Source organism: Variovorax durovernensis (assembly GCF_977011995.1).
Map to the genome: position 1 here is coordinate 4148067 of NZ_CDRNCW010000001.1, position 17202 is coordinate 4165268.

A 17202-nucleotide genomic window follows, 5' to 3' on the forward strand; every position below is an offset into this window, starting at 1 on the left:
AGGAGCAGAAACAAAAAAGCCCAGCAGCGTGAAAGCTACTGGGCTTGATTGGCGGAACCGGAAGTTTTCGAACCTACTTCAAGCTCGAATGACCGGGTTTCTTGGCTCGATACACCGCGCGCTTCACGACGGAATCAGAGACCTCGAACATCACAGCAAGAGCGTGCATCGTATGTTCACCGGCAGCGTACAACCGCACGACTTCGGCCTCATCATCTGACGCCAGCGCGCGCCCTCTCCCAACCAACACACCACGATCCCGAGCCGCACGCTGACCTGCGATTGAGCGCTCTCGGATGATCCCCCGCTCCAACTGGGCGACGGCGCCCAGAATCTGAATCACAAACGAGCCCATCGCAGTAGTGGTATCCAGCGGCTCGGTGAGACTTTTCACCAGCGCGCCAGCAAGCCGAATTTCCTCAAGGATGGACAGCAGATCAGGCAGCGATCGGGCTACCCGATCGAGCTTGTAAATCATGAAGACGTCGCCTGGACGCAGCGACTGCAAACAACGCCTCAGTTCGACACGCTGACCAACGCTAGACGTCTTTTCCTGAAAGATGACCTCAGCACCGGCGGCTTTTAACGCATCTATTTGCAAGTGCGTTTCCTGCTCGCGAGTCGAAACTCGCGCATACCCAACAAGCATCGATACCCCCAATGTAAAACGCTGAATGCCGTAATGCATTGAGCCGCAAACCGACGCCAGCCAGCACGCTGACACCCGGCACCCCTGCCGTGCTATCGTTTTGCCGCCACTTACACCCAGCGACAAGATGAAGCCCCTACTTGCAATTGCTCTACTGGCCGCCGCCCAATGCAATGCAGCCACCATTTACCTCTGCAAGGCATACAACGGTTCAACGTTTTGGACCAACGGAACATGCAGCAGCCGAAACGCCTTCATCGACAGAATCGAGACTGTTGCCGACGTGCCGTTCGACCAACAGGTAGAGCAAGCTCAACGAAACATGAATCGCAACGCGGGCGCAACGACCTCGACGGCAACCGCAGCAGGACAAGACCAACAATGCGGCAGGCTGATCAACGAACTCAACGAGATCGAAGGCCGCTACAGCAGGGGCTACTGGCAACCCGTAGACACTGTTAATCAAGATCAAAAGCGAACCATCGCCATACGAGCGCAGCTCCGCGCAAACAACTGCCGACTTCAATAGCGCCAAGCTCACACAGAGCGGCATGCGAAACCACGCTCGACGGCCAGCTTGGCGAACTCCGCATAACGCTGCGCAGCAGCATCGACCATCACCGCCTCGGTAGTGCGTTTCACGAGTGGATCGGGCTCGCTGTAGAGCATCCACATCGTGTTGAGCTTGTTGCACAGGTGCTGCACAACGACGTGACCCTGCGGCAGCTCGAACGACATGCCGATGGCATCGGCCATGGACACACCGGGGAAGTGCAGCGTCATCGCCGGGGGAGGCGTCAGCCCCCGCGTGCTGTCCCACATGCGCGATCCGAACTCGCCGTTCTCGTGGTCCTTGGTGAGGTACTTCGACACGTAGCCCGCGATCTTTGCTGGGCTCCTATAGCGGTTGAAACGGCCATCCTTCCCACCTACGAAGCACAGGCCGTTGTCTGCCCCCACCACGTCGCGCCAAAGGGCCGTGCCGACCTTCCAGCTCAGCACCTTCGCGCCCCTGAACTGCATCAGCACGGGGAGCCGGTCACAGGCCACGTGCACATGCCACGCGCCGCGCTTTTGCCGCTCGAAACCCCAGACGCCACGGAAGCCAGGAATGGCCCGGCGCATCTTGCGCAGCCACGCAGCGAAATGCCTCCGGCACAGCGCGAGATCCTGCTGATTCGCCCGGTAGGTGAGGGTCAGCATCTCGTTGAAGCCAGCTTGCTTGATCTTCCAACGGCAATTGCGCTTAGCACGCTGGCCGGACTTCCAGCGGGCTCGCTTGGCGCGCTCCTCAAGCTGCTGCTGTTCCAGGAGGGTGCCGGACTGGTCGACCTCATCGACCCAGCAATCCGGGTTGTCGCTGTCGACCGTGGGGACAAAGAGGTAGCGCGGCTGTATCAGCGTCTCGCGCTGGCCGTTGTCGAAGGTCTGCATGCGCACCTTCACGCCATCTTGAATCTTCTCGCACCAAATGCCCCTGTGCTTTACCATCGCGCTCATATCGCATCCCTTGAACAATGTTGCGGTATCTGTCCCGGGTGGCCTGCCAGCTACGCCGGGACTTTCTTTTGGCCCTTCGGGCCTGACTCTCAACCTACGGTTTGCACCTTGACCGCTGCTGTTTGCAGGTGCCGGTCGTAATGTGTTCTTTTAATAAATTAAGGCCGCGCTGCGCGCGGCCTTGGCCCGCACTCCGTGCTGGTCCTGCGGCCGGCTCCGCGCGTGCCCCTTGACCAGCAGCCACACAACCCACCGACAGGAGCCCGCAGCCGCGGGCGCTTGAGTGGCCGGCCAGAGACACGGCAGGGGCACGTAACCCACACAGCACCAGAGACGAGACGCCTACGCCACAAGGGCTTCGGCGGCTTTGCTTTGCAGTAGCGCGAGCGCTGGCGCAGGGGCACGTAATACCCACATGCTCGAGTAAGGGCATCAAATCCAAACCTTGGATCACTCTCCGCCGCCCGGTTGAAACGACCACTTCGACCCGGGCTGCACACGCGACTGCGGACCAGGAGAGGCAGAAGGAGGCAACAAAGGCCCCGGAGCAGTCGGGATACCCCCACCTATCAACGTGAGGCCAGAAGGCTGCTGTAGCCCCGCCTGCTGCGAATCTGCGGCCTTCACAGGCTGCACCTGCGTCGGGTTCGCCCGCTCGCCTTCGGGCTGGAATGCCAGGAAGGCACCGTGTGCGACCAACTGGCGGCACATGTCCAAGCCGACAGGGTACGGCGTCGCATCCTGCGTGTAGCACTTGCAGCCGACCGACTTCATTTCGACGCACGCCGCAGGCACGGGCACGCGCTTTGGCTTGGTCAACTCATCGTAGGCCGGTGCCGTATGCATCAGGTCCGGAATGCGCGGCCTATAGCTCACGATGTACTCCGTTGCGGTCTTTGGCCTTACCGTCGACGTGCCCTGACCAGCAACCCCAGTGCCACCCGATGCCTCTACAGCCTTAGCCGCCGCGCCACCGCTGAAAGCCTTTGAAAAACCGAAATAGAACAGCGTAGGAATCGCGACGATGCAGATGGCCAACACCACAACCTGCCGCGGAATGCGAACCTTGCCAGTGTGCAGGTACGCCGAGTCATACCAGCCGTACACCTCCCTTGGAAAGGGCCGTGGCTTTATCTGCGCGTTCTTCCCTGACCCGAATTTCTCGCACTGAAGTTCAACAGCATCCCACTGCACGAAGTTCGACACGGGCGCAGCGCCAGCCAAGCGCTTAACGTGCTGGTGCCAGCCAGGAGCCTGCACGAGGTTCCGCACGAAGCTATCGATGTTCTTTGGATGCTGGGTGAGCAAAAAGAAATCGAAGCCAGCTGACCGATGTTCGGTCAAACGTGCGATATGCGGAGGCGGCTTTTGGCTGGCGGGTCGTGTCGGCAGATCGTAGTGACACTCATCGATCAAGAAGATCGTGCCCTTTTCTTGCTTCTCCCAATCCTCGAAACGGATCGGCTTCCAACCAAACTCTGCGATGGTCTCAGGCTTGAGATTGCAGTAGGGCTTGTTCGGCTTCTCCGGATCATTAGCGGGCCGGATGTTGAAGCACACGGGCCGACCAGTCTCCACTTGGAGATTCCGAACATCCTGAAGCGTGAACAGCGTTTTGCCGGAGCCGTTTCCACCGGTGCGAAGGTAGAACATGCCGCGCCCTCAGAGCTTCAGGAAGCGCTTCACCGCCAGCGCGCCAGAGGCTGTACGCACCATCGTCATCGTCATGCGAGCCACCATCGCACTGGTGATGATGTTGATGCAGTTGCCGATCTTGAGGTAGCCCATCAAGCCGATCAGATCAGCAGGCAAGCCGCCAATCTGCTGCAAGGCCTGCTGCTTCAGATAGTCAAGGCTGATATCCATGCCGGTGTAAGTCACCAAGCCAATACCGAGGCCGACGAGCACCTGGAGTGCCATCGACCCAGCAACATAACGAAGGCCGCCCAAAAGGCCGGCAATGATCCAGGGGAGAAATGCGGGCATATCAACCTCTCACGACGATACGAGCAGCCGTCAGATACGACACGACCATCAGCAACGTGCCGATGTATTCGAGGTACTGACAGATGCGAGAAAACGGCAGCGTGATCGAGTAACCGCTCATCGAGATCGTCCGATCCGTGATGCACTGCGAGCTACCTATGGCGCTACTGCCATCGAAGCTCGACGGACCAATCGAGACGGTGCGCTTACTGCCCTCAGAAAGCTCACCAGTCCGATCCGTGCCGGACTTTGTTTTGGCCTTGTCAGCCTCGTAGCCCTGCCGCTCCTCCGTGTCGCTCTCGAACAGCTCGCAATTGCGCTTGTACTGCTCCTGCGCTATTGCATTGAGCACAGGATCCTCACCAACGGCCTTAAATCCTGCTTTGCAGTTACCTCCGAACGACGAGCCGGGTGAACCGTTACCGCCAGCGCACACAGAATTGCCGGGACTCTTTTGGCAAGTGCCCTGCGCGGTATCCGTCGTGGTCACCGTGCTGCACGTCGAAGTGGTTGCCCCTGCCGCAGTCTTACACGTAGTCGTATCGGTGGAGCACTTAGAGCCACCCGCATTGCACGTGGTCTCTTCGTGCTTGGTTTCCTTCGAACCATCGGAGTTGTTTGTAGAGCTATCCTTGCCGCCAGCTTTGGGCGTATCCGAACCAGTTGGATAGCACGCAGTCGTGCCATTGACGGTACCAGGGGCCTGACCAGCTGGACACGGCGCAGGAGCGGGCAAACCATCAGGAGGCTTAGGAGTCGGAGCCTTCGGCGGGTCACTACCCGGAACAGGAGGAGTGGCCGGCGACGGATCGACAGGACTGTCACCCGTGCCCTTACCAGCAGAAGTCGGATCACACTTGCCAGAGATCGCTGATGTCCCCGTATAGATGCCCCTGCCCACGCACCGAAAGAAGCCTTGCCCAGGGCCAACGTCCGTGCCAAACCCAACCTCATCGCAGGTCGCGTTTGACACCGTGACTACACACTTGCCACCCGCGGTAGAACTGTAGGCATTGCACACGCTCCAAGAACGCGACACCGGCCCTGTACCAGCGGCGTTAACCCCTTTGTCTCTCACCCAGTCACCAGCATCCTGACCAGCCAAGGCAGCACACGGATCAGGAGGCAACACGCACGAGGTCTTTGTTGAATCCTCGATATAGCCATCGCTGCACTGACACTGACCACCAACCAACGCGCTATTAGCGGGGCAGACTTGGGCAGTCGTCAACTGCTGCGACTCATAGAACGTGCCAGCGGGTCGATCCAACCGACACGCCATGCCGAGCACATCACGAAAGAAAACAGGCGAACTGCGCCAAGGATTGCTCTTCGCAATGAAGTCTTGGCAAGCAGCAACCGCCGTGGAAAACCCGCTACCCACCAGGGGACCACTAGCGCCATAGCCAGGGTTGGAGTACCCCCAAGAAGCAACCGTAGGGACCACAGCACCAGCAGTGCCCGCCAGACACAACAACCCGCAGAACATCAGGCGGAGAAAATGAGCCATGTCGCCCCCAAGACCGCGATGATGATGAAAATTCCCACGCTGTTCCCCTCTGCGAAGGACTCGACGCGAGCCCTTTGAAGAAGCCCCCGGGGTGATCAATCCCGGGGAAACGATCACTTCAGCGCGCTACGCACCCAGCCGATGGCCTTGACAGCCACGACGACCAGCAGCACAGCGGCACCGATCAACACGATCGGACTGGTGGTGCCGGTGTATTCCTTGATACCAGTCACGACGTCGGACACGTCGATGACCGCAGCCGAAGCCGACGACGCGGCAGCGACGGCGAGAGCAGCAACGGCCACGGCCTTGCCACGCAGCGAACTCACGAGACGATTTCCCATTTCAGGACTCACTTTCTTTCGAAGACACATCGGAGGATTGAAGGAGCTTGACCAGCTGCCGAATGCACCAGCCGACCGCCCATACGCCAACAATTGCTGCGGCGATTTGTGCGCCCTGTTCGGGCTCCAGTTGGAGCACGGGCAGAGACAATTCGTGAACCACGGTGACCGTGCAGGCCCCCGTGCATTCGATGACCGTTGGATCAGCCATGGATCGACGGCACCTTGCTGTGATCGCGATACCGCGCGCGGTAGATGCGCTCAGCGGCGCATGCATGGGCCTCAGCACAGGCCACCAACACGCCACCAGCGAAAGCGCCGACGATGAAGGCGAAGACCAGCATCACGCAGCAGGGGCAGCAGGTTGACGGCGCAGCGCGCTCGGCGGCAGCGGCGTGAGGCCCACGAGCTTCGCGACGATGCGGCCTTGGTTCTCACCGAACGTCGCGGCTTCGAGAGCGAAAGAGCCCGTGAACAGGCCCGGCTTGGCCTGATCTTCCAGGTGCTTCGGGATGACCAGCACGCCGACCGCCGCAACGGACTGGTCGTCGTTGCGCAGCACGCACTGCGCTTCGGGGATGCTGTAGTCGTTGCCGGTCTTTTTCGACTTACCGGTCTTGGTGTTGATAACGAGAATTTCGAGGATGGATTGCATGGTGTGTTCGTCCTGAGAAGACGCAGCCAAATCGACTGCCGGAAACGCGCGGCGAAAGCGCGCTTCGAGCGGGCGACTCAGCCAGTTAGGCAACGCGAGCAGCCTCTACGCCGGGCAGTGCGGCCGCAGCGTGAAGTTCGACAGTCAGGCGCGCCCCACGCAGGGAAACAAGGCCGAAGGAAGCGGCCTCAGCGCGCGCGTCCGAAGCGGCGCGCCGGGCGTCCGGAGCCCAATAGACGCCGATGAACCGAGCGCCGTGCCACACGACGTATGGGCGCCACGTGTCGAGGATCGGATAGGCAGGCCTACCGAGAGGAAGCGGGTGAGTGCGGCTGTCTGTTTGATCGCGCATATGGGCCTCTAGAATGAGCAATCTGCAACCTATCGCAAACTGCAATACCCAGAGCCTACACGACCATGTCGCAACTTGCAACACCCCTTACCGTCGCCAAGCTTATCGAGGCAGCAGCCGCCGTAGCTGGCAGTCAGGTCAAGCTCGCTGCCCTCTTAGACACGACGGCACCGACGCTGATACAGATGAAACAAGGGAAGCGCCCCTGTAACTGGAGAGTGAGGGGCAAGCTGCGCGCTGTGCTGGGCGAAGACCCCACACGGGCCTTCATTGCAGCGATGGCTGAAGACCTCGAACTGTCCGAAAACGCGGACGAAAAAAAAGCCGCAGATGGCTTCAAAGCCATGCTTGCAGCGTTTCCCGAGAGCAATGAAAAAAGCCCCGTCGATACAGCGATCAACGGGGCTTCATCAACTTGGCGGAACCGGAGGGATTCGAACCCTCGATGAGGCTCTACACCCCATACTCCCTTAGCAGGGGAGCACCTTCGGCCACTCGGTCACAGTTCCTGAAAGAAGCCACGATTATGCCATTACTTAGGCGCTCGGTTGATCCAGATCGAACGCTTTATGCAGTGCGCGCACCGCAAGTTCCATATATTTTTCGTCGATCACGACCGAGGTCTTGATTTCGCTGGTCGAGATCATCTGGATGTTGATGCCCTCTTCGCTCAGCACGCGGAACATCTTGCTTGCGACGCCCACGTGGCTGCGCATGCCGATGCCCACGATGCTGACCTTGCAGATCTTGGTGTCACCGACGATTTCGGTCGCGCCCAGCGAGGGCATGACCTTCGACTGCAGCAGGTCGACCGTCTTCGCGTATTCGTTGCGATGCACGGTGAAGCTGAAGTCGGTCTTGCCGTCCTTGCTCAGGTTCTGGATGATCACGTCGACTTCGATGTTGGCGTCTGCCACGGCACCGAGGATGTGATACGCGATGCCGGGCTTGTCGGGCACGCCGAGCACCGAGATCTTGGCTTCGTCGCGGTTGAATGCGATGCCGGATACGACGGCTTGTTCCATGTTTTCGTCTTCCTCGAAAGTGATCAGCGTGCCGGACTTGGCCTCTTCATTGATGTCGATGTCCCAGGGCGTGAAGCTCGAAAGCACACGCAGCGGCACCTTGTACTTGCCGGCGAATTCCACCGAGCGGATTTGCAGCACCTTGGAGCCCAGGCTCGCCATTTCGAGCATTTCCTCGAAGCTCACGGTCGTCAGGCGGCGTGCGTCGGGCTCGACGCGCGGGTCGGTCGTGTAGACGCCGTCGACGTCGGTATAGATCAGGCATTCGTTCGCCTTCATGGCCGCGGCGATGGCCACGGCCGAGGTGTCGCTGCCGCCACGGCCGAGCGTGGTGATGTTGCCGTCGTCGTCCACGCCCTGGAAGCCGGTGATGACCACCACCTTGCCCGCGTTCAGGTCGGCCATGACGCGCGCATCGTCAATGCTTTCGATGCGGGCCTTGGTGTAGGAGTTGTCGGTGCGCACAGAAACCTGCCAGCCGGCGTAGCTGACCGACTCGACGCCCTCTGCCTGCAGCGCGATGGCCAGCAGCGCCGACGACGCCTGCTCGCCGGTCGAGGCCAGCATGTCGAGCTCGCGGTTGTGCGCCACGCCGGGTTTGCTGGGCGCCAGCTCCTTGGCCAGGCCGAGCAGGCGGTTGGTCTCGCCGCTCATGGCACTCGGAACCACGATCATCTGGTGGCCTGCGCGCGCCCACTTGGCGACGCGCTTGGCGACATTCTTGATGCGCTCGGTCGAGCCCATCGACGTACCGCCGTATTTGTGAACGATCAATGCCATGGGTGAAATCAGAGAAAAGAAAAGGGCCGCTTGAAAGGCGGCGCCCTGCAAGCTGTCAGAGCAAAGTCTTCGGCGAGGGCGGGGCATTGTACCAATGCAGGAAATCGCCCTTCCGCTCGATGAATCCGGCGGCCACCTTGAGGTGGATCCGGTGGCCGCGCGTGGTACAGGCGCGGACCTGGCTGAGCAACTGGTCGAGCTGCGCCGCACTGGGCGCGCAGCCGTGGGCCTGCATCAGCCAGTGGCGCAGCACATTGGCCTGCCGGGCATGCGACAAGGTCTGCAGCGTCGCAATGCGCGGCGGGTTGCCCACCGTCTCCAGGTCTTGGGCAGCAAGCTCGTCCAGCAGCTTCTGCGCCTGGGCGGCATGCCCGATGCTGCGCGCGAAGGTGGCGCGGAACTGCGGGAAAGCCTGCGCCAGCGCCGGAAGCACCACGGCGCGAATCCGGTTGCGGGTGTAGCGCGCGTCGCCGTTGGTCGAGTCTTCGATCCACGGCAGGCCGCGCCCGGTCAGCCATTCACGGATGTCGGCACCGGCCACTCCCAGCAGCGGGCGATGGATTTCGAGCCCGCCCCGCTCCACGTGCGCCGGCATCGCGGCCAGCCCCGGAAGCCCCGCACCGCGCGAAAGCGCCAGCAGCAGGGTTTCGATCTGGTCATCGGCGTGGTGGCCCAGCGCTATCGATTTGATAGCCGGCGCGCCCACATCCATGCGCGCCATCTCGGCAAACGCGCTGTAGCGGGCACGGCGGGCCGCATCTTCCGGACTGTCTCCGCGCGCATGCCGTGCATCGACGCGATGAACGCGCAACGGTACGGCCAGACGCCCGCAAACGTCACGGCAATGCTGTTCGAAGTCGTCGGCTGCGGCCTGCAGCCCGTGATGCACGTGAAAGGCAACAACCTCGCCCGGCCGGCGCGCCGCGCAGGCGGCCAGCAGGGCCGTGGAATCGGCGCCCCCGCTGAACCCCACCGCCAGCGGCCAATGCGCCGGCTCGAACGCGGCCATGGCGCGTTCGAAAGCGGAGTTCATGACGGAGACTGCGTTACCTGCCGTTGTCGGCCTTGGTGTCGTTGAAACGGCCGTAGCTCTGCAGGCGCTCGTAGCGGCGATCCAGCAGTTCCTTCGGCTTCAGGTCGCTGACCTGGCGGAAGGCGTCGTTGAGCGCGCGCTTCAGGAACGCGGCCATCTGCCGATGGTCGCGGTGCGCGCCGCCAACGGGCTCGTTCACGATCTTGTCGACCAGGCCCAGTGCCTTGAGGCGGTGCGCGGTGATGCCCAATGCATCGGCCGCTTCCTGCGCCTTGTCGCTGGTCTTCCACAGGATGGAAGCGCAGCCCTCCGGGCTGATCACCGAGTAGATCGAATACTGCAGCATCACCAGCTGGTCGCCGACCGAAATGGCCAGCGCGCCGCCGGAACCGCCTTCGCCGATGATGGTGACGATGATCGGCACCTCGAGCTGCGCCATCTCGAAGATGTTGCGGCCGATGGCTTCCGACTGGCCGCGCTCCTCGGCGTCGATGCCGGGGTAGGCACCTGGCGTGTCCACGAAGGTGAACACCGGCAGCTTGAACTTCTCGGCCGTCTTCATGAGGCGCAGCGCCTTGCGGTAGCCCTCGGGCTTGCTCATGCCGAAGTTGCGCGCCGTGCGCTCCTTGGTGTCGCGGCCCTTCTGGTGGCCCAGCACCATGCACGGCACGCCATTGAAGCGCGCGAGGCCGCCCACGATCGACAGGTCGTCGGCAAAGTGCCGGTCGCCATGCAGCTCGACGAAATCGGTGAAGATTTCGTTGACGTAGTCGAGCGTATAGGGGCGCTCCGGATGCCGGGCGATCTTGGTGATCTGCCAGGGCGTCAGGTCGCTGTAGATGTCTTTGGTGAGCTGCTGGCTTTTCTTGCCGAGCTGATCGATTTCTTCAGAAATGTCGACCGCCGATTCGGTCTGTACATAGCGCAGTTCTTCGATCTTTGTTTCGAGTTCAGCAATGGGCTGCTCGAAGTCGAGGAAGGTTCGTTTCGCCAACGTCTTCTCCTGTGTTCAATATGCGACTGGAACCGGGTCCAGTGATCGCCAAATATACCAAGTCGCCACGCTGCAATACGGGGCCCAGGCCACGGCGACGTCGCGGGCATCGCTGCGGCTCACCGGATCGCCCGAAAAATAATTGACGCTGATGCCGTTGAGCAGCCCCAGGTCGTCTACAGGCAGCACGTTCGGGCGCATCAGGTGGAAGATGAGGAACATCTCGGCCGTCCAGCGGCCGATGCCGCGGATGGCCACGAGCTCTTCGATGATGAGCTCGTCCGACATGTCCTTCCACGAATCGACGTGCACCAGGCCCGAATCGAAGTGCAGGGCCAGGTCGACCAGGTACTCGATCTTGCGTGCCGAGAGGCCCGCACCACGCATGTCGTCGACCTTGAGCTTGAGCACGTTGGCCGGCGTCAGCTTGCGCGGCAGCGCGGCGAACTTGTCCCAGACCGTCTGCGCGGCCTTCACCGAAATCTGCTGGCCGACCACGCTGCGCGCCAGCGTGGTGAACGCGTCGCCGCGCGACTCCAGGCAGGCGTCGCCGAACTTGGGGATCAACCGCTTCATGACGCGGTCTTTCCTGGAGAGGTGCTTGCATGCCTCTTCCCAATAGTCCGGCGTATAGATCTGTACGCTGGACTTCTTGGTGGCGGGCATGGGGTTCGTCGTACCGTTCACTGCGCAGCCGCCCAGGTGGTTCCCGTGGGCGAGTCCTTGAGCACGATGCCCTGCTCGAGGAGTTCCTGGCGAATGCGATCGGCTTCGGCGAAGTTCTTTGCCGCCTTGGCAGCGGCACGCTCGGCAATGCGGGCCTGGATGGCCGCGTCGTCCAGCGTGCTGCCGGCCTGCAGGAAAGCCCGCGGGTCGCCCTGCAGCAGGCCCAGCGAACCGGCCAGCGCTTTCAGCAAGCCGGCGATCTCGGCGGACTTGGTGCGGTTGACCTCGCCGGCCAGCTCGAACAGCACGGCAATGGCTTCGGGCGTGCCGAAGTCTTCGTCCATGGCGGCCTTGAAGCGCGCGGCATAGGGCTGGGCCCAGTCGATGGCCACTTCAGCCGGTGCGACGAGGTCGAGCGCGGTGTACAGGCGCTTGAGCGAATTGCGGGCGTCGTCCAGGTGCGCGTCGCTGTAGTTGAGCGCGCTGCGGTAATGCGTGCGTACCAGGAAGAAGCGCAGGCTCTCGGCGTCGTACTTCTGCAGCACTTCGCGGATGGTGAAGAAGTTGCCCAGGCTCTTGGACATCTTTTCGTTGTCCACGCGCACGAAGCCGTTGTGCACCCAGAAGCGCGACAGCGGCTTGCCGTTGGCGCCTTCGCTCTGGGCAATTTCGTTCTCGTGATGCGGAAACTGCAGGTCGGCGCCACCGCCGTGGATGTCGAAGGTCTCGCCAAGCGTGGCGCAGCTCATGGCCGAGCACTCGATGTGCCAGCCCGGCCGCCCGGTGCCGTAGGCGCTTTCCCATTTGGCGTCGGCGGGCTCGGTCGGCTTGGCGGCTTTCCAGAGCACGAAGTCGAGCGGATCCTGCTTGCCGTCGAGCACGGCAACGCGCTCGCCCGCATGCAGCTCGTCGAGCGACTTGCCCGACAGCTTGCCGTAGCCCGGAAACTTGCGCACCGCGTAGTTCACGTCGCCGTTGTCCGAACGGTAGGCCAGGCCCTTCTGCTCCAGCTTTTCGATGATGCCGAGCATCTGCGGCACGTATTCGGTGGCGCGCGGCTCGATGGTGGGCGGCTCGATGCCGAGCGCGCCGATGTCTTCGTGCATGGCCGCGATCACTTCGTCGGTCAGCTCGCGGATGGTGATGCCGCGCTGCACGGAGCGAGCGATGATCTTGTCGTCGATGTCGGTGATGTTGCGCACGTAGGTCACGGCGTAGTCGCTGGCGCGCAGCCAGCGCTGCACCACGTCGAACGCCATCATCATGCGGGCGTGGCCGATGTGGCAGAAATCGTAGACCGTCATGCCGCAAACGTACATGCGCACCTGTCCGGGTTGCAGGGGGGAGAATTCCTCCAATTCACGCGACAGCGTGTTGTAGATGCGCAGACTCATGAGATTCGGAAAACGTCGCTTCGCGCACGTGCGGCACGGGCGAACGACGATGTTTTTCAGGGGTGACGGGGGCTGTGGTCGCGAGGGGTTGGACATGGCCCCTCGGCTACAATGCAACCTAGTATAAACGGCTGCTGCCGAGTATCTCCCGGGTGTTCCCCAAGCCCGCACTTCCCACTCCGAGGCTTCATGAAGCACGCCGCTTTCTCCAGACTCTCCCTTGCTTTCGTCCTGCTGTTCAGCCTGTGGGGCGCCGCGCATGCCAACGAGTATGACGACGTGAACACGCTGCTGCGCCAGGGCAAGCCGGCCGAAGCGCTCGCCAAGGCCGACACCTACATCGCCGGCAAGCCGCGCGACCCGCAGATGCGCTTCCTGCGCGGCGTGATCCTCACCGAGCAGAACAAGCAGGACGAGGCCATCGCCGCCTTCACCCAGCTCACGCAGGACTTCCCCGAGCTGTCCGAGCCCTACAACAACCTCGCCGCGCTCTATGCGTCGCAAAGCAAGTTCGACCAGGCGCGCTCCGCCCTCGAACAGGCCATCAAGCTCAACCCGAACTACGCCACCGCGCACGAGAACCTGGGCGACGTATACGCCCGCCTCGCGGCCCAGGAATACGTGCGCGCCCAGCAGTTCGCCAGCACCAATCCGAGCGTCGCGCCCAAGCTGGCGCTGATCCGCCAGATCTTCACGCCCAAGACCGATGCCGAGGCTGCCGCGCTGCCCAACGCGCCGGTGGTCATCCGCAAGCCGGTCGGCCGCACCAGCAAGTAAGCGAGCGAGGTCTCCCGCGCGACGGCGACCGATTCGTCGTGCGCCCCCCGCTCTCCCCCATCCGCACACGGAGCATCACTTGACGATCCACGCACTCTCCCGATTCAGCCGCCGCAGCGCCCTCGTGCTGGCCGCCGCACTCACGTTCGCCGCCGCCGGGCATGCACAGACCGCCTCCCCGCGCGTCAAGCTCGCCACTTCGGCCGGCGACATCGTGGTCGAACTCGACGCCGCCAAGGCGCCGAAGTCGGTCGAGAACTTCCTGCAGTACGTCAACGACAAGCACTACGACGGCACGGTGTTTCACCGCGTCATCGACGGCTTCATGATCCAGGGCGGCGGCTTCACCGCCGACCTGAAGCAGAAGCCCACCCGCGCGCCCATTCCGCTGGAAGCCAGCAACGGCCTGAAGAACGACAAGTACACCATTGCCATGGCCCGCACCGGCAACCCCGATTCGGCCACCTCGCAGTTCTTCATCAACGTGAAGAACAACGACTCGCTCAACGCACCCAACCCCGACGGCTACGGCTACACCGTGTTCGGCAAGGTCGTCTCCGGCACCGACGTGGTCGACAAGATCCGCGCCGTGCAGACCGGCAACAAGGGCGGCATGCAGAACGTGCCTGTCGAGCCCGTCACCATCAAGTCCGCCACCGTGGTGGCGAAGTAATCCGTTTTCCGAAGAAGGAGTCCCTCATGAGCAACCCACAAGTCGAACTGCACATCAAGAACTACGGCGTGATCACGCTCGAACTCGACGCCGCCAAGGCACCCAAGTCGGTCGAGAACTTCGTCTCGTACGTCAAGAAGGGCCACTACGACAACACGGTGTTCCACCGCGTGATCCCCGGTTTCATGGTGCAAGGCGGCGGCTTCGAGCCCGGCATGAAGCAAAAGCCCACCGGCGCCGAGATCGAGAACGAAGCCAACAACGGCCTGAAGAACGACAACTACACCGTCGCCATGGCCCGCACCAGCGCGCCCCACTCGGCCACGGCCCAGTTCTTCATCAACGTGTCGGACAACGGCTTCCTGAACCACACGGCGCCTTCGGCCCAGGGCTGGGGCTATGCCGTGTTCGGCAAGGTCGTCTCCGGCACCGAAGTGGTCGACAAGATCAAGGCCGTGAAGACGGGCCGCAAGGGCTTCCATGACGACGTGCCGCTCGAAGACGTCGTGATCGAAAAGGCCGTCGTCACTGCAGAGTGATCGCGAGCCCCCGGTGGCGGCAGCGATGACGGTGTTCAATGAACTGGTGGCGCCCGCCGCCTGGCGCACTGTCGACCTGATCTCCGACCTGCACCTGCAGGCCGGCGAGCCCGCCACTTTCGAGGCCTGGCAGGGCTACCTGCAGACCACGCCGGCCGACGCGCTGATCATCCTCGGCGACCTGTTCGAAGTGTGGGTCGGCGACGATGCCGCCGTCCAGCCCGGCTTCGAGGCGCAATGCGCCGAACTGCTGCGCCTTACGGCGCAGCGGCTGCCGGTGTACTTCATGCACGGCAACCGCGACTTCCTGGTCGGCCCCGCGCTCGCGGCGCAATGCGGCTTCACGCTGCTGGACGACCCCACGGTGCTGGTGCTGCACGGCCGGCGATGGCTGCTGAGCCATGGCGATGCCCTCTGCCTCGAAGACACCGACTACCTCAAGTTCCGCGCCCAGGTTCGCACGCCCGCATGGCAGGCCGCGTTTCTCGCGCGCCCGCTCGAGGAGCGCCGTGCGCTCGCGCGCTCGATGCGGGTGCAGAGCGAGGACCGCAAGCGCGATCCCTCTGTCGTCTGGGCCGACGTCGACACCGCCGCCGCGCGCCAATGGCTGCAGCAGGCCCAGGCCCACGCCCTGGTGCACGGCCACACGCATCGCCCCGCCGATCACGACCTGGGCGAAGGCCTGCGCCGCATCGTTCTGAGCGACTGGGACGCGGCCGCCCATCCACCGCGCGCGCAGCTGCTCTGTCTTTCCTCCGCCGGCGCCCAGCGCGTCGATCTGCGCTAGCCGCGCCGCCGCCACCGATGTTCAAGTGGCTGCGCCGGTTGCGCGCCCTGCCCCCGATCCCCGATGCCGCATGGCAGGCCGTGCTCACGCGCTACGCCTTCCTCGCCGACCGCCCCGCCGCCGACCTGCAAAGGCTGCGCACCCTGACCGCCGAGTTCCTGCGCGACAAGGAATTCCACGGCGCCCGCAACTTCAGCATCACCAATGAAGTGGCGCTGGCCATCGCCGCGCAGGCCGTGCTTCCGGTGCTGCATCTCAAGGGCGGCCTGGCCTGGTACGACGATTTCGTCGGCATCGTGGTGCATCGCTCCGAGGTCGTGGCCCGCCGCAAGGTGGTCGACGACGCGCAGGTGGTGCACGAGTACAACGAGGTCGTGGCCGGCGAGGCCATGGACCGCGGCCCGGTCATGCTGAGCTGGGACGACGTGCTCGCGAGCAGCATTACCTCGGACCGCGGCTACAACGTCGTGATCCACGAGTTCGCCCACAAGATCGACATGCGCAACGGCGACGCCAACGGCTGCCCGCCACTGCCGGCCGGCTTTGCGGGCAAGCGCAATGCGCGCGAGGCCCGCGCGGCGTGGATGGCTGTGCTGAAGCCCGCCTACGACGACTTCCGCGAAAAAACCATCCTGGCCGAACGCTTCGGTGCCGAACCGCCGTGGCTCGACGCCTACGGAGCGACATCGATCAGCGAGTTCTTCGCCGTCGCCTGCGAGGCCTACTTCGTGAACCGCCCGAATTTCGGCCGGGACTTCCCCGAAGTGCTCGCGATCTTCGATGAATTCTTTCTGCCTAAACGGCCTCAATCCCTCGTCTGATCTCGATTGTTGGCTATCTATTTGATAGCGATTCAGCCTTTACTATTGACGGGTTATCAACTCGCAAAAAAGGTACACAACATGAGGGATTGGTTCTATCAGCTCACCGGCAAGGCATGGCTTGCGCTGGTGCTCGGCATCGGAATCCTGGGGTGGGCAGGCTATGCACAGTTCAAGGCCAACGCCGATACGCACGGTACGGCAGTCGAAGACCTGGTGGCCAGGAGCGGCACCATCGTCGGCGGCAGCGAAATCACCGAAACCACCAAGCGCCGACGCGGCGGCAGCACGACGCGCCGCTATTTCGTGCTTGACGCCAAGGTGGCCGACGGCAGCACCGAAAAATGGCGCGTCGACTATGCGGTGGGCCGCAGCAAGCTGGAGCCGCTGATCGACGAAGCGGTCGACGTACGCGTCGACCCCTCGGACAACAACCTGGTCTACGAGGTCAAGTTGAAGGGCCAGCCGGTGGTGTCGCTGGCCGACGTGCAGAAAATCATGGAAACCAAGGACAAGGCGGCGGCGTCGAGCGCCACCGACAAGGGCACGCTGATCGTCGGCACCATCGCCCTTCTGCTGGGCATTGGCGGGCTGTTCATCCGGCGCCGCATTGCCAGCGGGCATGCGGCGGAACAGGCGGCGGCGGTGCAGACGCCCGCGATCGGCGAGAAGGTCTGACCCGCCCCCTGCCCTCGCAGCCCAAAGAAAAAGACGCCC

At 62.8% G+C, this 17202-nt stretch carries 22 protein-coding genes and 1 tRNA gene; 8 read left to right on the forward strand and 15 right to left on the reverse strand.

Annotated elements, in window-relative coordinates; all coding sequences use genetic code 11:
- Positions 1-73 precede the first annotated feature (73 nt).
- Complete coding sequence (locus ACWV14_RS19715) at positions 74-688, reverse strand: recombinase family protein (RefSeq protein ID WP_454903218.1); 615 nt, start codon at positions 686-688, stop codon at positions 74-76.
- Positions 689-776: 88 nt separating this feature from the next.
- On the opposite strand from ACWV14_RS19715, the gene ACWV14_RS19720 reads away from it, so the two are divergent.
- A complete protein-coding gene (locus ACWV14_RS19720; protein WP_454903219.1) occupies positions 777-1178 on the forward strand; it encodes a hypothetical protein in 402 nt (133 codons plus the stop codon).
- Between the two features lie 8 nt (positions 1179-1186).
- On the opposite strand, the gene ACWV14_RS19725 is transcribed toward ACWV14_RS19720, so the two are convergent.
- From ACWV14_RS19725 to ACWV14_RS19760, 8 genes are all read right to left on the reverse strand, one after another.
- Positions 1187-2083 (reverse strand): rolling circle replication-associated protein, encoded by an 897-nt coding sequence (locus ACWV14_RS19725; RefSeq protein WP_454903220.1) that lies wholly within the window; start codon positions 2081-2083, stop codon positions 1187-1189.
- A gap of 516 nt (positions 2084-2599) precedes the next feature.
- Complete coding sequence (locus tag ACWV14_RS19730) at positions 2600-3802, reverse strand: zonular occludens toxin domain-containing protein (protein WP_454903221.1); 1203 nt, start codon at positions 3800-3802, stop codon at positions 2600-2602.
- A 9-nt stretch (positions 3803-3811) separates the two neighbouring features.
- Entirely contained in the window at positions 3812-4135 is a 324-nt protein-coding gene (locus ACWV14_RS19735; RefSeq protein WP_454903222.1) for a DUF2523 domain-containing protein, read from the reverse strand.
- 1 nt (position 4136) lies between these two features.
- Positions 4137-4625 carry a virulence factor TspB C-terminal domain-related protein gene (locus ACWV14_RS19740; RefSeq protein ID WP_454903223.1) on the reverse strand — a complete coding sequence of 163 codons (489 nt, stop codon included), beginning with the start codon at positions 4623-4625 and terminating at the stop codon, positions 4137-4139.
- 1133 nt (positions 4626-5758) lie between these two features.
- Entirely contained in the window at positions 5759-5989 is a 231-nt protein-coding gene (locus tag ACWV14_RS19745) for a major capsid protein (RefSeq protein ID WP_454903225.1), read from the reverse strand.
- Between the two features lies 1 nt (position 5990).
- Positions 5991-6200, reverse strand: a complete 210-nt coding sequence (locus ACWV14_RS19750) for a hypothetical protein (RefSeq protein WP_454903226.1) — start codon at positions 6198-6200, stop codon at positions 5991-5993.
- Complete coding sequence (locus ACWV14_RS19755; RefSeq protein ID WP_454903228.1) at positions 6193-6333, reverse strand: hypothetical protein; 141 nt, start codon at positions 6331-6333, stop codon at positions 6193-6195. Before ACWV14_RS19755 ends, ACWV14_RS19750 begins: the two co-directional genes overlap by 8 nt.
- Positions 6333-6644 (reverse strand): cellulose synthase, encoded by a 312-nt coding sequence (locus tag ACWV14_RS19760; RefSeq protein WP_454903229.1) that lies wholly within the window; start codon positions 6642-6644, stop codon positions 6333-6335. Before ACWV14_RS19760 ends, ACWV14_RS19755 begins: the two co-directional genes overlap by 1 nt.
- A 417-nt stretch (positions 6645-7061) precedes the next feature.
- Between ACWV14_RS19760 and ACWV14_RS19765 the strand changes: the two genes are divergently transcribed.
- Positions 7062-7445 carry a hypothetical protein gene (locus ACWV14_RS19765; protein ID WP_454903230.1) on the forward strand — a complete coding sequence of 128 codons (384 nt, stop codon included), beginning with the start codon at positions 7062-7064 and terminating at the stop codon, positions 7443-7445.
- Here the strand turns inward: ACWV14_RS19765 and ACWV14_RS19770 are convergent.
- From ACWV14_RS19770 to cysS, 6 genes are all read right to left on the reverse strand, one after another.
- Positions 7413-7505: transfer RNA gene (locus ACWV14_RS19770), tRNA-Ser, on the reverse strand. The two genes, ACWV14_RS19765 and ACWV14_RS19770, sit on opposite strands and share 33 nt — an antisense overlap.
- Before the next feature lie 27 nt (positions 7506-7532).
- The gene (locus tag ACWV14_RS19775; RefSeq protein WP_237680085.1) at positions 7533-8801 is read right to left on the reverse strand and encodes an aspartate kinase; all 1269 of its coding nucleotides are present in this window, start codon (positions 8799-8801) and stop codon (positions 7533-7535) included.
- 55 nt (positions 8802-8856) lie between these two features.
- A complete protein-coding gene (gene tilS, locus ACWV14_RS19780; protein WP_454903232.1) occupies positions 8857-9834 on the reverse strand; it encodes a tRNA lysidine(34) synthetase TilS in 978 nt (325 codons plus the stop codon).
- Between the two features lie 13 nt (positions 9835-9847).
- A complete protein-coding gene (locus tag ACWV14_RS19785) occupies positions 9848-10828 on the reverse strand; it encodes an acetyl-CoA carboxylase carboxyltransferase subunit alpha (protein WP_454903234.1) in 981 nt (326 codons plus the stop codon).
- A 15-nt stretch (positions 10829-10843) separates the two neighbouring features.
- Entirely contained in the window at positions 10844-11494 is a 651-nt protein-coding gene (locus ACWV14_RS19790) for a DNA-3-methyladenine glycosylase family protein (protein ID WP_454903235.1), read from the reverse strand.
- 17 nt (positions 11495-11511) lie between these two features.
- Positions 11512-12888: a cysteine--tRNA ligase gene (gene cysS, locus ACWV14_RS19795; RefSeq protein WP_454903236.1), complete on the reverse strand. Its 1377-nt coding sequence runs from the start codon at positions 12886-12888 to the stop codon at positions 11512-11514.
- A gap of 189 nt (positions 12889-13077) precedes the next feature.
- On the opposite strand from cysS, the gene ACWV14_RS19800 reads away from it, so the two are divergent.
- From ACWV14_RS19800 to ACWV14_RS19825, 6 genes are all read left to right on the forward strand, one after another.
- The gene (locus ACWV14_RS19800) at positions 13078-13665 is read left to right on the forward strand and encodes a tetratricopeptide repeat protein (protein WP_454903237.1); all 588 of its coding nucleotides are present in this window, start codon (positions 13078-13080) and stop codon (positions 13663-13665) included.
- Between the two features lie 79 nt (positions 13666-13744).
- Complete coding sequence (locus ACWV14_RS19805) at positions 13745-14338, forward strand: peptidylprolyl isomerase (RefSeq protein ID WP_454903238.1); 594 nt, start codon at positions 13745-13747, stop codon at positions 14336-14338.
- A gap of 26 nt (positions 14339-14364) precedes the next feature.
- Positions 14365-14877: a peptidylprolyl isomerase gene (locus ACWV14_RS19810; RefSeq protein ID WP_454903239.1), complete on the forward strand. Its 513-nt coding sequence runs from the start codon at positions 14365-14367 to the stop codon at positions 14875-14877.
- A 25-nt stretch (positions 14878-14902) separates the two neighbouring features.
- A complete protein-coding gene (locus ACWV14_RS19815; RefSeq protein ID WP_454903240.1) occupies positions 14903-15664 on the forward strand; it encodes a UDP-2,3-diacylglucosamine diphosphatase in 762 nt (253 codons plus the stop codon).
- A 17-nt stretch (positions 15665-15681) separates the two neighbouring features.
- Entirely contained in the window at positions 15682-16485 is an 804-nt protein-coding gene (locus ACWV14_RS19820; RefSeq protein WP_422087104.1) for a M90 family metallopeptidase, read from the forward strand.
- Positions 16486-16566: 81 nt separating this feature from the next.
- Positions 16567-17163 (forward strand): hypothetical protein, encoded by a 597-nt coding sequence (locus ACWV14_RS19825; protein WP_454903241.1) that lies wholly within the window; start codon positions 16567-16569, stop codon positions 17161-17163.
- Positions 17164-17202: the final 39 nt, after the last annotated feature.